The sequence below is a fragment of the Ruoffia tabacinasalis genome, assembly GCF_005864045.1.
In the GTDB taxonomy this organism is placed as follows: Bacteria; Bacillota; Bacilli; order Lactobacillales; family Aerococcaceae; genus Ruoffia; species Ruoffia tabacinasalis.
This window is the reverse complement of sequence record NZ_VBSP01000020.1, coordinates 26442-40313: the sequence shown is the minus strand read 5'-3', so window position 1 is coordinate 40313 and position 13872 is coordinate 26442. Positions and strand designations below refer to the sequence as shown.

The 13872-nt window shown below is 35.3% G+C and carries 15 protein-coding genes and 1 riboswitch; of the genes, 1 reads left to right on the top strand and 14 read right to left on the bottom strand.

All coding sequences use genetic code 11. The annotated features are described in order from the left end of the window. Positions 1 to 260 precede the first annotated feature (260 nt). Genes dapB through lysA form a run of 3 tightly spaced genes read right to left on the bottom strand, consistent with a single transcriptional unit; the run spans position 261 to position 3250 of the window. Positions 261 to 1031: a 4-hydroxy-tetrahydrodipicolinate reductase gene (gene dapB / locus FEZ33_RS06820; protein WP_138404656.1), complete on the bottom strand. Its 771-nt coding sequence runs from the start codon at positions 1029 to 1031 to the stop codon at positions 261 to 263. 19 nt (positions 1032 to 1050) lie between these two features. Beyond that, on the bottom strand, positions 1051 to 1941 hold the full coding sequence (dapA, locus tag FEZ33_RS06815; protein ID WP_138404655.1) for a 4-hydroxy-tetrahydrodipicolinate synthase: 891 nt from the start codon (positions 1939 to 1941) through the stop codon (positions 1051 to 1053). Between the two features lie 13 nt (positions 1942 to 1954). Further along, positions 1955 to 3250: a diaminopimelate decarboxylase gene (gene lysA, locus FEZ33_RS06810; RefSeq protein ID WP_138404654.1), complete on the bottom strand. Its 1296-nt coding sequence runs from the start codon at positions 3248 to 3250 to the stop codon at positions 1955 to 1957. Between the two features lie 110 nt (positions 3251 to 3360). Then, positions 3361 to 3505, bottom strand: a riboswitch (Lysine riboswitch). A gap of 220 nt (positions 3506 to 3725) precedes the next feature. Between lysA and FEZ33_RS06805 the strand changes: the two genes are divergently transcribed. After that, positions 3726 to 4715: an aspartate-semialdehyde dehydrogenase gene (locus FEZ33_RS06805; protein WP_138404653.1), complete on the top strand. Its 990-nt coding sequence runs from the start codon at positions 3726 to 3728 to the stop codon at positions 4713 to 4715. Positions 4716 to 4790: 75 nt separating this feature from the next. Here the strand turns inward: FEZ33_RS06805 and helD are convergent, their stop codons facing one another. The 11 genes from helD to FEZ33_RS06750 all read right to left on the bottom strand — a co-directional run bounded on the left by helD (position 4791) and on the right by FEZ33_RS06750 (position 13832). After that, a complete protein-coding gene (gene helD, locus FEZ33_RS06800; protein ID WP_138404652.1) occupies positions 4791 to 6977 on the bottom strand; it encodes an RNA polymerase recycling motor HelD in 2187 nt (728 codons plus the stop codon). A gap of 153 nt (positions 6978 to 7130) precedes the next feature. Continuing rightward, the gene (locus tag FEZ33_RS06795; protein ID WP_138404657.1) at positions 7131 to 7442 is read right to left on the bottom strand and encodes a HesB/YadR/YfhF family protein; all 312 of its coding nucleotides are present in this window, start codon (positions 7440 to 7442) and stop codon (positions 7131 to 7133) included. 111 nt (positions 7443 to 7553) lie between these two features. Further along, positions 7554 to 8183 carry a response regulator transcription factor gene (locus FEZ33_RS06790; RefSeq protein WP_138404651.1) on the bottom strand — a complete coding sequence of 210 codons (630 nt, stop codon included), beginning with the start codon at positions 8181 to 8183 and terminating at the stop codon, positions 7554 to 7556. Continuing rightward, complete coding sequence (locus FEZ33_RS06785; protein ID WP_138404650.1) at positions 8180 to 9247, bottom strand: sensor histidine kinase; 1068 nt, start codon at positions 9245 to 9247, stop codon at positions 8180 to 8182. Before FEZ33_RS06785 ends, FEZ33_RS06790 begins: the two co-directional genes overlap by 4 nt. After that, positions 9244 to 9993, bottom strand: coding sequence for a cell wall-active antibiotics response protein LiaF (gene liaF, locus FEZ33_RS06780; protein ID WP_171031311.1), 750 nt, complete (start codon positions 9991 to 9993; stop codon positions 9244 to 9246). The genes FEZ33_RS06785 and liaF overlap by 4 nt, the downstream gene beginning before the upstream one ends. A gap of 132 nt (positions 9994 to 10125) precedes the next feature. Then, positions 10126 to 10611, bottom strand: a complete 486-nt coding sequence (gene greA / locus FEZ33_RS06775) for a transcription elongation factor GreA (RefSeq protein WP_138404648.1) — start codon at positions 10609 to 10611, stop codon at positions 10126 to 10128. A gap of 133 nt (positions 10612 to 10744) precedes the next feature. Beyond that, positions 10745 to 11371, bottom strand: a complete 627-nt coding sequence (gene udk, locus FEZ33_RS06770) for a uridine kinase (protein ID WP_138404647.1) — start codon at positions 11369 to 11371, stop codon at positions 10745 to 10747. Positions 11372 to 11423: 52 nt separating this feature from the next. Then, entirely contained in the window at positions 11424 to 12665 is a 1242-nt protein-coding gene (gene mltG, locus FEZ33_RS06765) for an endolytic transglycosylase MltG (RefSeq protein WP_138404646.1), read from the bottom strand. Between the two features lie 144 nt (positions 12666 to 12809). Further along, entirely contained in the window at positions 12810 to 13112 is a 303-nt protein-coding gene (locus tag FEZ33_RS06760; protein ID WP_138404645.1) for a DUF1292 domain-containing protein, read from the bottom strand. A gap of 19 nt (positions 13113 to 13131) precedes the next feature. Further along, positions 13132 to 13572, bottom strand: coding sequence for a Holliday junction resolvase RuvX (gene ruvX, locus FEZ33_RS06755; protein ID WP_138404644.1), 441 nt, complete (start codon positions 13570 to 13572; stop codon positions 13132 to 13134). After that, the gene (locus tag FEZ33_RS06750; protein ID WP_138404643.1) at positions 13572 to 13832 is read right to left on the bottom strand and encodes an IreB family regulatory phosphoprotein; all 261 of its coding nucleotides are present in this window, start codon (positions 13830 to 13832) and stop codon (positions 13572 to 13574) included. Before FEZ33_RS06750 ends, ruvX begins: the two co-directional genes overlap by 1 nt. Positions 13833 to 13872: the final 40 nt, after the last annotated feature.

The following is a 13872-nucleotide window of genomic DNA, read 5'->3' as shown; positions in this document are numbered from 1 at the left end:
TCTTTTAATTGAAAGGTTTTTTGGATAAAATGGTTCATGCGTAGATATTCTCCTTATGTTATTTGGTGGTACTTTTAATATAACGAATATCTGCGTCTTTTAGAAGACACAAAGATAGGGTTGATGACATTTTAATTTTTGTCATCAACCCTATTTATTGTAGAACCCAAAATACAAACAAAAAAACTCAGCAATCATGGCAAAGCTAGCCACAATTACTGAGTTGTTATTTATGAATTTCTCACAGAACCACAATTCGTTTAAAAAATATCATTCATTGAGTAGATACCTGGTTCGGCTTGATTAATTAAAAATTCTGCTCCAGCCATTGCGCCTCTGGCAAATAACTCTTTTGATCCTGCACGGTGAGTAATTTCAAGTGTTTCTTGATTATTTGCGAAGATAATCGTGTGTTCACCGACAATATCACCACCACGAATAGCATGTAAACCAACTTCTTGGTGTTCTCTTGCTTCGCCAATACCCTCGCGTCCATACACTTTTGTCGCACTTTCTGACATACCTTCCTCAACCGAGTCCAGTAACATCTTACCTGTACCACTTGGTGCATCTTTCTTGTAGCGGTGATGTTTTTCAATGATTTCAATATCATAACCTAAAGGATATAATACTTTACTTAAATGCTTACTCACTTCTTGCATCACATTCACACCGATACTTGTATTGTGAGTATCTAAGATAGCAACGGATTTACTTGCCTCTTGAATTGCTTGCTCTTGTGCTTCACTTTGCCCTGTAGTTGCAAGCATAAGTGGGAGATTTTGAGCCACTGCAAATGCTAGTAACTCATCCGTTAATTGAGGAGTTGAAAAATCAATCATCACTTCTGGTTTAACTTCAAGCTCTTCAACCACTTTTGTTAAATCATCAAAATTTGTAGCGATTGGAAATGGTTGTTCTGTTTCTTCAGTTGATTGCAAACCTGCAACCACTTGATGACCTAACTCTTTCGAGATATTAGTGACAACTTTACCCATAGCGCCATCGGATCCAATTAGTATAATATTCACTTTATCAATCCTCTATTCTCTATATTGTGTATTTTTCAATTAAGCCTAAGTAAGTATCTAATAATTCAGCACTTTCCTCACTTGGTGGGACCATAGGTAAACGATATGATAAAGCACAACGGTTCATTTTGTGAACTAAGTATTTTACTGGGATTGGATTCACTTCATCAAATAAATCACGGTTAATATCTTCAAGTTTATAATTTAATTGTTGAGCTTCTTCCGTATTTCCATCTAAAGCAAGACGACATAAATCATGAACTTCTTTCGGTAAGATATTAGCGGTTACCGAGATAGCACCTTTACCACCTAAAGCGATAATATCGTAATTTAAATCGTCATTCCCTGAATAAACTGCGAAATCATCTGGCACATTATCAAGCACTGCGCGAGTATAATCTAAATTACCTACCGCATCTTTTAAAGCCACAATATTTGGATGCTCTGCTAGAATACCCACTTGTTCTGGTGTTAATGATGTACCGGTTCTAGAGGGAACATCGTATAAAATAATTGGGATGTTTACTGAATCAGCAATCGCTCGGAAGTGAGCTAACATACCATTGTAAGATGCCTTATTGTAATATGGGGTGACGATAAGTAATGCATCTGCTCCCACATGCTCAGCTTGTTGACTTAGTTTTATAGCGTGACGTGTATCATTAATACCTGTTCCTGCAATGATTGGAAGTTTTTCTTCAGCATGTTTTACAGCAAATTTAATCAACTCAATTTGCTCTTCATCTGATAAAGTTGAACTCTCACCCGTTGTTCCAGTGATTACTAAAGCATCTGTATTATTTTCTAAATGAAAGTCTAATAGGCTTTCAAATGCGCGCCAATCGATTTCCTTTGTGTTCTCGATAAATGGGGTAACCAATGCAACTGCTGAACCTTCGTAAATACTCATTATAAATATCCTCCTATATAATATTATTTGCTATGATATCTTCAAATGACTGACGTTTGACTGTTAAGTAACTTTTCTCACCATCAATATGCACCATGGCAGGAATGGGAATGTGATTATAATTGCTTGCCATAGAATAATTATACGACCCTGTCCCATTTACTAGTAATAAATCACCTGTTTCAACTTGAGGAAGATCAATCTTATTAATCACGACATCCCCACTCTCACAGGCCTTACCAGCAATGGTGTACGTTTCTTTAATCGGTTCGTTAATTTTATTCGGCAAGGCTGCTTCGTATTCAGCCTGATATAAAGCAGGACGGATATTATCAGTCATCCCGCCATCGATAAAGGCGTACTTCTTACCACCTACGGTCTGCTTAATATCACCAATCGTATACAAAGTACTTCCAGAATTGTTAACTAAAGATCTTCCAGGTTCAATTGTCACCTTCTCTAATTGAATCCCGTATTCAGTAGACTTTTCATGAACATGCTCGATAAAATCCGGTAAGAATTCAGCAATATCAAACGGTTTATCCTCTTGGGTATAGTAGACGCCAAAGCCTCCGCCGAAATTAATTTCTCTAATTGGAATATTTAAATTCGTTTGAATCCGTTGAGCAAATAATAACATTTCATCCGCTGCTTTAATAAAAGATTCTGAATCAAATATTTGACTACCGATGTGACAATGTAAACCTGCTAATTCAATATTATCATAGTTATAGATAGTTTCTATAATGTCTTCAATATTGTCATCGAAGACACTCTCACCAAATTTTGAATCTAAGTTAGCAGTTTTAATGTATTCGTGTGTATGTGCTTCAACTCCAGGATTTAAGCGTAATAACGCGCGTTGCTTTTTCCCTTTTTGTTCTAAAATATTATTTAGTCTATCAGCTTCCATTCGATTATCGATGACAATCGTTCCAACTTCTTGATCGACCGCAAAAGCTAATTCCTCTTCTAATTTGTTATTCCCGTGAAAGTACATCTTCGATGGCTGAACGCCACCTTTCTTTCCAGTATAGATCTCCCCTGCACTAACAACATCTTGTCCAATACCATACTCTGAAATCAATTTTGCAATCGCTAGTGTCAAAACAGACTTCGATGCAAATAATAATTCTGTCTCAAAGTAAGGATTCTCTAATGCTTCTTTGAAACGATACACGCGATCTCTAAAACTCTCTTCATCGAAAATATAAAGCGGTGTTCCATACTGTTGAGCTAAATCTGAATATTTATGATGTGAATGAACCAGTTCGTTATTCACCTTCGTTTGATACGGTTCTAAATGCATTCTTCCACTCCTTAAATAAAAGTAAACAAAAAGCGACTACGAACAAAAGGTTCGTGGTCGCTTTCACTAATCAATCCATCTTGATTTGAGTTGACGTATCCTTTTGCCCGGTAATTGATTGCACCTTATTATCACTTTGGCTCTTTGATAATAACAGTGACCAACCTCTTAAAGTCAGTCCCCAACGAAAGTCGTTTCGGCGATATCCCCTTTCCACGTGTGTGTACTTTTGTCAACCGCGCCTCGCACAATACCTCTTTAACTTAAATATACTATATCAATGGTAAATTACAATGTCAACAGGATTAAGATAGGATTAAAATTTTAATATCAATTATTAAATCTAAGCATTTTTAACTTGACATTTTATGCGATAATGCTTAAGTTTAATAGGTATAAATTGAAAATTAAAAAGGAATCTCTCTTTTTAATAATTCAATTATAAATTAACATACAATATTGAAAGGAGCCAATTATGAGTAAAAAATATCATGTTGCCGTTGTAGGTGCATCGGGCGTAGTTGGTCGTAAAGTTATACAAGTATTAGAAGAACGTCAATTCCCAGTGAGTGAATTAAGTTTATTTGCTTCAAGTCGATCTGCCGGTCAAAAAATCCCCTTCAATGGTGAAGAGATTACTATTCAAGAACTAACAGAGGATGCTTTAACAGCACCCATTCAAATCGCAATCTTCTCAGCAGGTGGAGAAACATCAAAACACTTTGCACCGATTGCTTCAAGTAATGGCATTACTGTCATCGATAATAGTTCAGCGTGGAGAATGGATAAAAATATTCCATTAGTTGTCCCTGAGGTGAATGCTGGAGTCTTATCTAAAGATGATAAACTAATCGCAAACCCCAACTGCTCAACAATTCAATCCGTTGTACCATTGAAACCACTACAAGAAAATTACGGTATCAAACGTGTTGTTTATAGTACATATCAAGCAGTATCAGGTGCCGGACGTAAAGGGATTGATGATTTAGAACAAGGTACAACAAGTACTTTCCCTTACGAAATTAACAAAACAGTGATTCCACAAATCGATGTCTTCTTAGATAATGGTAATACAAAAGAAGAACAAAAGATGATTGATGAAACGCGTAAAATCTTAGGTGTTGAGAACTTACCTGTCTCTGCTACCGCGGTACGAGTTCCAATCAAAACGTCTCACGGTGTATCTATCAATATTGAATTAGAAAAAGAATTTGATATTAAGAAAATTCGCGAAGAAATTGGAAATATCGACGGAGTCATTCTTGCCGATAATCCAGAAACTTTAGACTATCCATTACAATCTGTTGCTGAAGATACAGACAACGTATATGTTGGTCGTATTCGTCGTGATGACTCGGTAGAAAATGGCATAAACTTATTTGTTGTTGCAGATAATCTACGTAAAGGTGCTGCTACAAACTCAGTACAAATTGCTGAATCATTGATTGCACGTGGCATCATTTAATTAATACAAATAGACGACAAGAAATCCAAATTTGGATCACTTGTCGTCTTTTTTTATGTCTTTAAGTATTCGTTTTTATGCTTGTAGAAACTCAGTCAACGAATCTGAAAAAGTAATATATAGATTTTTCATTGCTCTAGAACTCGCAGTGTATAAAATTCGCTTATCACGTTGCGTATGATAATTATCGTTTGATGCATTATGAATCAAGACGTTATCAAATTCCAACCCTTTGGATAAACTAATTGGGATAATAGTTAGATTTAATCGATCCAACAGTTCTTGGCCTAGTAATTGTTCCAGTTCATCAGCCTCAACCATTGTTTTTGTAATCAATGTTAATGCTTTCCCATCTAGTTCTTGGTGAATCTCTTCTAATAATTTTATATTATCAGCTTTTGTCTCAACCTTAATAATTTTAGGTTCATTTCCGGCCGGACGAATCGGAACAATTTCCCATTCATCGTTATTAGTTGCGAGTCGATTGAATAAGCGCGTAATGGATCCGCTTGAGCGGTAGCTATTCACCAATTGATATAACTCAACATTTTCTGAACGGGCTGAGAAATTATTGATAATATCTTGGAATTTGATATTCGCATTAAATATCGCTTGGTTCTCATCCCCTACCATGGTAAACGCTGATTTAGGAAACAAGCTCACTAATAAGCGAATTTGTGCTTCTGTATAGTCCTGAACTTCATCCACAAGTACAAATCGCATATTGGTTAGTGATAACTTTTCGATGAAACGATTATAAATGTAAATAAATACAACAGCTTCATCTATGTTTAATATGCCATCCGGATTAAATTGATAAACTTCTTGTGTATACGCAAAGTAAATTTTTTCAAAAATACCTTGCAAATTGATCCAAGCTAAACCACGAACATCACGGGTTACTTGACTGTATTGAATATGAACATATCTTTTGGCATATTTGTTTATCGTTTGAGGTGAATCATCCGTAATCAGCTCTTTAAAGAACTTTTGCTGTAAAGATTCAGGTAATGACATCACTCGGTCAATCACGTTTGGTTTTTGAGCCAATTTAGTCATTCGTCTCTCCCAATTACTTGATAATAATTGTCGCGTCGCTTGAATACGTGCAATTAACGGCGAGCTATCAGGCGTCTGTTCAAAAGCTTTTAAGATCTTTTCAGTCGAAACAATTTCTTTGTCTTTACGTAAGACTGGATTAAAGAAATCCATATGTTGTAAAATTAACTCTTCTGACTCATTAATAAAATCAATAAAGGAAGCACTTCGAATAATCTCTGTTTGCTTCGGAACCTCGTGACTACTAATACGGTTAAAATACGTTTGTTCATCCTCTAATTCCATTGACAAGTGTCTCCCTACAAATTGTAAAAGCGTCATATTCAATGGCGTTTTCTCACCTAATGATGGAAGCACATTAGATATATACGATACAAAATGCTCATTCGGAGATAAAATTAAAATATTATCAGAGGTGATTTCTTTACGAAATGAGTAGAGTAAATATGCAATCCGTTGCATAATCGTAGAAGTTTTCCCACTCCCAGCCACTCCATTGACTAGAATGATCGGATGTTTCGTATCTCGAATAATGACATTTTGCTCACTTTGAATGGTTGATGTGATATCTTGCATCAAACTAGAACTATCTTGTTCTAAAGCTTCTAGTAACACATCATCTTGAATCGACACCGAAGTATCGAAAAACTTCAATAAAGTATCTTTATCGATAACGAATTGTCTACGTTTATCAATTTCTACTTCAATCATGTTGCCACTGACTTCATAAGCAGACTCGCCAGTTGTATTATTATAGAATAACTCTGCGACTGGTGAACGCCAGTCATAGACAAACTTTGCGTAATTATCATCATCAAAACTATTAATACCAATGTAGAATGACTCTGCTTCTTCATCCTCTAGAAAATCAACGTCCACTTTACCAAAATAGGGAGCATCCAATGACCGTTTGACATTTTCCAATAATTTTTCAGCTGAGATAATCCGTGAATTCATTTGATCTATCTCGCGGTTCTTCATCTCAATTGTTGAGAAAGTGTCCATATTATCAGAAAAACTACTAAAATCGACCCGAACATCTTCGGACATCTTTTGAACAAAAGCCAGCCCGTCTTCACGAGCTTCTTTAACAAATGCATCGAGGCTATCTCTACTTTGTAACATTTTCTTATATACAAAGTCTAAATATTCCGCTTCTTTAGCAAATTCTTTCTCATAATCATGCAAATTGTTCTGAGTCATAAACTACATTCCCCTTTTCTTTACTGCATCTTATTGTAAAAATCGCCGAATAGCTATCTTATACCGATTTATCATATAAAGCAACAACAAAATAGCTACCATTAGCTGATTATGTGCTAACGATAGCTATAAATTTTATTTACTAATTTGGTCCTAGTTTAAATCCACACCGTCTTTACGGTAAATGTATTTTGGTTCATTTAATTCATTATTAAAAGAAACTACTAAGTCATGTTCTTTAAAGAACCACTCATCGTCTTTTTCAATAAAGAATAATAAGCCATTATCAGAAGTAAATGTAACAATTGGTGAATGTGGCTCGGTAGGCTCAACTTGTAAAGCAAATGAATCTTGTACTGGACTACTTCCGTAGATCATTGTTTTAAAGCGAATTCCTGCACCTTCAGCTCTTCCAACTTCTTCTTCAAACCATTTGACTGCTTTATCTTCAACAATTAATTCCATATATATGTGCGTGGCATAAATAGCCACTTCCTCCTTTTATTATCACTATGCTTTGAGTATAAATGATTTTTATTATAATAACCAGTATTCTGCTTGAATAAATTGAATTGCTTATACGAGCTCATGCTGGTAAGCATAGATAGTTGCTTGTGTGCGGTCATTTACTTCAAGTTTAGATAAGATATTCGAAACATGTGTTTTTACTGTTTTTAGCGTGATGAATAGCTCATCTGCAATTTCTTGATTTGTATACCCTTTTGAAACTAATAATAATACTTCTAATTCACGATTGGTTAAATCATCGTGCGCTTGTTTTTGTCTGGATTTATCTTCATATTCTAACAACTTACTTGTAACTTCAGGTCCCATCACCGTGTCCCCTTCGTAAGTCGCACGGATAGCATCCGCAATTTCACTGGCAGAAGACGTTTTTAATAAATAACTCTTAGCGCCAGCTTCAATCGCAGGATAGACCTTTTCGTCATCGATGAAAGATGTCACAATAATAATTTTGGCTTCTGGCCACTCTTCCATAATTTTTTGAGTCGCTTCTACTCCATCCATGACTTCCATCACCAAATCCATCAAGATGATGTCTGGTTTATCTTCTAATGCTTTGTGATAACCCATGAGCCCATTTTCAGCCTCACCGATCACTTCGATGTCGGGTTGGACATCCAAGTAGGATGACACCCCTAAACGTACCATCTCATGATCATCGACTAATAATACTTTAATCATACATTTACCTCTCTTTTCGAAATGGGAATTTGAATGTCGATTGATGTTCCTTTACCAATTGAACTAATTAAATTCAATATTCCACCTAAACTCTTCACGCGCTCTTCCATATTTCGAAGACCGTAATTACCTTTTTGTTTAGCTGTGCTCACATCAAACCCTTGCCCATCATCAATAATTTTTAATTGAATTGAATGTTTGTCTTGAGTTAAATAAATTTCAAATTTATTCGCTTTCGCATGCCGCATCGTATTAGATATCGCTTCTTGAACGATTCGGAATAAGTGATCTTCAATCCCACTATCAACTTTTACGGGTGCGAGATTCCAATGAATTTCCATTGGGATCTTAGTATCTAATTCTTCTAACAAGTGTTTAATACCTTGATCGAGACGTTGATCCACTAAATCAATCGGTCTTAAGTGAAGGAGTAATGCCCGCATCTCAGTTTGGGCATTTCCAATAATCTCTTCAACTTTTTTCACAGATTTAGTTACCGATAACTCTTCTCTCTCAGCAACTTCACTAATAGCTGAAATCATCATCGTCGCAGCAAATAATTGCTGACTGACTGAATCATGCAACTCGCGCGCAATTCGATTACGTTCTTTCTCAATAATCTCTTCTTTAGTATCTTCACCAACAAACACTGGTGCTGCCGTATATTCTTGTAGATCCGTCGATAGATTAACAATCTTGTCCCGAAGGCGATTAATATCTTTCGCCGTTTGTCTTGAAGCATCAAACCAATTTCCGCCTTGCAATTCTTTACGGAATATTTCATTTTGATATTTTCCTAATAATAACCAGTTAATTCGTGCTCTAATTTGTTCAAATGGTGAACTCAGTGCAACGGTTAAGATAATCGCTAACACGATACTCATGGTTAAGATAAATGCGATAATAATCAAATACACTGGAATATTAAAAAACTCAACGGTAAACACTTCTGCCAGTGTCATCACATTTAATTCATAAATGAGAATTCCGAAAATGATGACGACAACGGCTGAAAAACTAACAAATTGAAAGAAGAATAAATGAGTCCATAAACGAAAATTCATAGAATAATCACCTCAACATCTCCAAATGTCACCGATACAATGACATTCACTTTTCGGTTTGAGTCACCATAATCTGGACTCATCCAACGGAAGTTGTCCGCTGTCAATGAATAGCGTTGGGATTCAAATACTACTCCGCCTGAAATTGTACTAATGTTTAGTTTCACACCAATGTCATTGGGAATAATTAATCGCGTACGACCGAACATCTTTCTAATAACAATCGTCGTCTCACCTTGAGGCAAGATTGTATTACCAAAATCTAGGATATGGTTACCTCCGAATAAGACAATATTGACATCATCCCATTCAAAGTCTACTTTCTTCTCTCTGTATGAATCAAAAATCGATTCTTGATTCAGAATCGTTCGCTGTTCACTCTGCGGTTCAATGAGTTGCACCCCTAAATAATTACTTTCAGACTTCTTAGGTAAGATTAACGCACTTTTAAAATGAATTAACTCATTGCCATCTTTAGTTCTGAATAAAATTAAAAACAAGATAATCACTAATAATAATACCCAAACTGATTGAATCATAAGCAAACTTAAGATGAGTAGAAATAAGGCTCCAACGAAAATTATTAAGCGAAGAATTCGATTTCCAATAAATAATCCGACAATAAATAGTATAAAAGATACTCCGATAAGACCTATAATTTTCCAATCTAAAAAGATGTCAAATAATATAAGCACTAGACTAATCGCAAATACAATAAAAATGTTTTGTTTTAAAAATTTTTGCATAAAACACCTCTGTTCCATAAAATCAGTATAACAGATTCTGAAGTAGAAAATGAATTTCACTTCACATTTCCCAATAAAAAAATAAGTCTGCCTTATAAAAAGACAGACTTATTAATACTTAACTATGCAAGACTATTCATCAGCTGCTTCAATTTTGATGATTTTAACATCAAAAGATCCGCCTGGCGTTTGAATCGAAACAACATCATTTAATTTTTTACCTAAAATTGCTTGGGCAATCGGTGAGTCATTAGAAATTTTATATTCTAATGGGTCAGCTTCTGCACTACCAACAATTGTATAAGTTTCTTCGTCGCCATCTGGTACTTCAACAAACGTCACTTTACGACCTAATGAAACTTCGTCTTTAGCAACGTCTTTATCATCAATAATTTCTGCGAAACGAATCATATTTTCAATACTTGAAATACGACCTTCCACAAAAGCTTGCTCATCTTTAGCTGATTCATACTCAGAGTTCTCTGATAAATCCCCAAAGCTTCTTGCAATTTTAATACGTTCAATAATTTCTTTACGTTTATTGACTTTTAAATCTTCTAATTCTTGTTCTAATTTTTCTTTACCTGATAAAGTCATTGGATAGACTTTTTGATCCATGTTATTCTCTCCTTCTTGAAACGATAGAAATAAGATAGCACTTTATTTACTATTTTTCAATCTAAATTTTTATTTTTATATAAAAGAATAATAAACGATCGTAATTTACCGCTAATCACGATCGTTTATGTAATTATTTTTGATTCAAGATTGTTCCAATCTTCGTTGTTAATAAATCAATCGCAACTTGATTGTAGCCACCTTCTGGCACGATGATATCAGCATAACGTTTCGTAGGTTCAATGAATTGATGGAACATCGGTTTCACGACCTCTACGTATTGCTTAATCACTGACTCAACCGTTCTACCTCGTTCATTAATATCACGAAGGATTCGTCTAGCCAAGCGAATATCGTCGTCAGTATCTACATACACTTTAATATCCATTAAGTCTCGGATACGTTTATCGTCTAATATTAAAATTCCTTCAACGATTATAACATCACGTGAAACTTCATATTCCGTTTCATTACTGCGTGTATGATTTGTAAAATCATAAATTGGTTTCTCAATTGAACCACCTTCAATTAATGTCACCAGATGATTGTAAAATAAATCATTATCAAATGCTAATGGATGATCATAATTTGTCTTCAATCTCTCTTCTAGTGGAAGGTCACTTTGATTTTTATAATAATAATCTTGTTGTAACAACATTACTGATAGTCCTTCAAAAGTTTCTAATATTCGGCTACTTACACTCGATTTTCCACTTCCTGAACCACCGGAAACGCCAATTACTACTGGTTTCGTCCCCATAAACAATCTCGCTTTCTATGTTTAATTATAACTGACAAATTGAGTTTCAGTCTTACTCAACTGGTTCGTCAACAACTTCCTCAGTTTCCTCAATCTCTGCAGCTTCTTCATCTGTTGTACTTTCATCTTCGCCGGCTTCTGCTTCGATGGAAGCTTGTCGACTATTCACAAATTCTTCAACTAACGCGTCGTGTTCTTCAATTGTGCTTGAATAATATATTTCTTGCGTATCAATATCAGCCACGAAGTAATAATAATCATTCCATGTAGGATAGATTGCAGCAACAATCGCTTGGTAACTTGGTGTTCCAATCGGACCGGGTGTTAATCCGTCATACATGTATAAGTTATATGGCGAATCTACTTCTAAGTCTGTATAAGTTACAAATTCTCGATGCTCACCTAAAGCATATAAGACCGTTACATCCGATTGAAGTGGCATACCTACTTCTAGACGATTATAGAACACACCTGAAACAATACCACGATCTTCTTCCGTAATTGCTTCTCGTTCAATAATTGATGCAAGTGATAATACTTCATGATAAGAAAGGTACGTATTCGTTAAATCATCCACTAATCGTTGATAATTTAAATTCGCAGCACTCACCATTTCTGTAATTAATTCTTGCGCCGTCATTCCAGCAAAGTAATCATAAGTTGCTGGGAATAAGTAACCCTCTAAAGTATATTTTAAGCCTTCTAATTGCGTCACTTCTTCTAAAAGTGATGGGAATTGGCTTTGAAGATTTGTTATGAATTCCTCATCTTGAACAGTATCCATAAACTCTTCTTCTGTAATTGCTGTATTCTCGTTAACTAGGGTAGCAATTTCGTCAATAGTTGCTCCTTCAATCACTGTGATGGTTGTATCCGCATCAACAAAGATTGGTTCCCCGCCTTCTTGAATCGTCGTTAGAACTTGTTGTGCATCCATCGATGGTGAAAATTCATAATGACCTGCTTGAAGTGCTTCTTCATTATTGGCTTTCATATAAATTCCAAAGATATCCGCATGACGGACAATCCCATTATCTTCAAGTATATTCGCGACATCATCTGAAGTACTATCAAAGGGTATCGTCACTTCTACAAGTTGATCATTATCCGAATTCACCGGACTTAATGCTCTCGTTACATAGAAATAACCAAATATAGCCGTACCCAATACAATTAACACAATTAGTAAAATAATAATGCGAACGATTCGGTTTGTCCACAATCGCTCTTTCACTCTTTCGGTCTCAGTTTCCTTGGCGCGTAGTTTAATATCTTCCCAAGATTCTTTTGACATAGTTTCTCCTTTATGTAGAACATTTTATTGAAAGATTATAACAAATAAGCATTACTATTACCATAATACTTCTATTACAAAAACATCACACATCTACCATAAGGTAAAAGTGTGACGTATTGTAAATCATTCTGTTATCTTAAATTACTCATCTTCATCTAACAAGAATGTATTAAGAACTTCCTCAACCATATCCCATTCTTCTTCAGATTGGATTGGTTGTAAAGCTCCTGTTGATCCATCTTCAGCTTCTGTGTATGAAAATGCTTGTAATTCAACATCTTCTTCCTCATTTGTTCCAGCTGGATAAACTAAAACATAGCTTTTTTGGAAATCTTCTGAATCGAAAGTAAATAAAATTTCGTGTAGCGTTTCATTTCCTTCTTCGTCAAAGATTGTAATATATTCATGTTCGTTGTGGTGCTCATGATTGTGTTCGTTTTCCATATTTAGTAATCTCCTTAAATCATAGTTGTGGTTTTGAATCTAAATAGTTTTGTAAAATGATGACTGCTGCGACTTTATCAATAACTTTTTTGCGTTTCTTACGGGAAACATTTCCCTCGTTAATTAACATCTTTTCTGCTTGAGAAGTTGTTAATCGCTCATCTTGATACACGACCTCTACGTCTGGATGATGCTCTTTAACAAGTTCACCGTATCTCATGGAAGCCTCTGCTCTTGGACCAATGGAGTTATTCATATTCTTTGGAAATCCAATGACAACTGTATTGACATTCTCTGATTTAATAATTTCACTCAGACGTTCAATTCCAAATTCATTCGCATCTTCATCAATTCTAATCGTTTCTAACCCTTGGGCAGTCCAGCCAAGTAAATCACTGAGTGCGACTCCGACTGTCTTTGAACCAACATCTAGACCCATAGCTCTTTGATATTTGCTCATTAACTCTCTTCTTGTGTTAGATAGAATTCTACTAACTTCTCCATAATTTCATCTCGTTCATGACGACGTATTAAGTTACGTGCATCGCGGTGACGAGGGATATATGCAGGATCTCCTGAAAGTAAATAACCAACTATTTGATTAATTGGATCATACCCTTTTTCTTCAAGTGCACTATAGACTATCTCCAATGTTTCTCTTACTGTGCGTTTATTAATATCGTCCAGTTTGAATAGTATTGTTTCATCTAATGATTGCATCGCTTTCACCAAACCTTTCATATCTGTAAAGTCATCGATC

What these genes read in the sequence shown, in the direction of transcription:
- dapA (WP_138404655.1), bottom strand. Translation starts at nt 1,941, where the DNA reads ATGAGTATTTACGAAGGTTCAGCAGTTGCATTGGTTACCCCATTTATC.
- lysA (WP_138404654.1), bottom strand. Translation starts at nt 3,250, where the DNA reads ATGCATTTAGAACCGTATCAAACGAAGGTGAATAACGAACTGGTTCAT.
- FEZ33_RS06805 (WP_138404653.1), top strand. Translation starts at nt 3,726, where the DNA reads ATGAGTAAAAAATATCATGTTGCCGTTGTAGGTGCATCGGGCGTAGTT.
- helD (WP_138404652.1), bottom strand. Translation starts at nt 6,977, where the DNA reads ATGACTCAGAACAATTTGCATGATTATGAGAAAGAATTTGCTAAAGAA.
- FEZ33_RS06795 (WP_138404657.1), bottom strand. Translation starts at nt 7,442, where the DNA reads ATGGAATTAATTGTTGAAGATAAAGCAGTCAAATGGTTTGAAGAAGAA.
- FEZ33_RS06790 (WP_138404651.1), bottom strand. Translation starts at nt 8,183, where the DNA reads ATGATTAAAGTATTATTAGTCGATGATCATGAGATGGTACGTTTAGGG.
- FEZ33_RS06785 (WP_138404650.1), bottom strand. Translation starts at nt 9,247, where the DNA reads ATGAATTTTCGTTTATGGACTCATTTATTCTTCTTTCAATTTGTTAGT.
- liaF (WP_171031311.1), bottom strand. Translation starts at nt 9,993, where the DNA reads ATGCAAAAATTTTTAAAACAAAACATTTTTATTGTATTTGCGATTAGT.
- greA (WP_138404648.1), bottom strand. Translation starts at nt 10,611, where the DNA reads ATGGATCAAAAAGTCTATCCAATGACTTTATCAGGTAAAGAAAAATTA.
- udk (WP_138404647.1), bottom strand. Translation starts at nt 11,371, where the DNA reads ATGGGGACGAAACCAGTAGTAATTGGCGTTTCCGGTGGTTCAGGAAGT.
- mltG (WP_138404646.1), bottom strand. Translation starts at nt 12,665, where the DNA reads ATGTCAAAAGAATCTTGGGAAGATATTAAACTACGCGCCAAGGAAACT.
- FEZ33_RS06760 (WP_138404645.1), bottom strand. Translation starts at nt 13,112, where the DNA reads ATGGAAAACGAACACAATCATGAGCACCACAACGAACATGAATATATT.
- ruvX (WP_138404644.1), bottom strand. Translation starts at nt 13,572, where the DNA reads ATGAGCAAATATCAAAGAGCTATGGGTCTAGATGTTGGTTCAAAGACA.
- FEZ33_RS06750 (WP_138404643.1), bottom strand. Translation starts at nt 13,832, where the DNA reads ATGCAATCATTAGATGAAACAATACTATTCAAACTGGACGATATTAAT.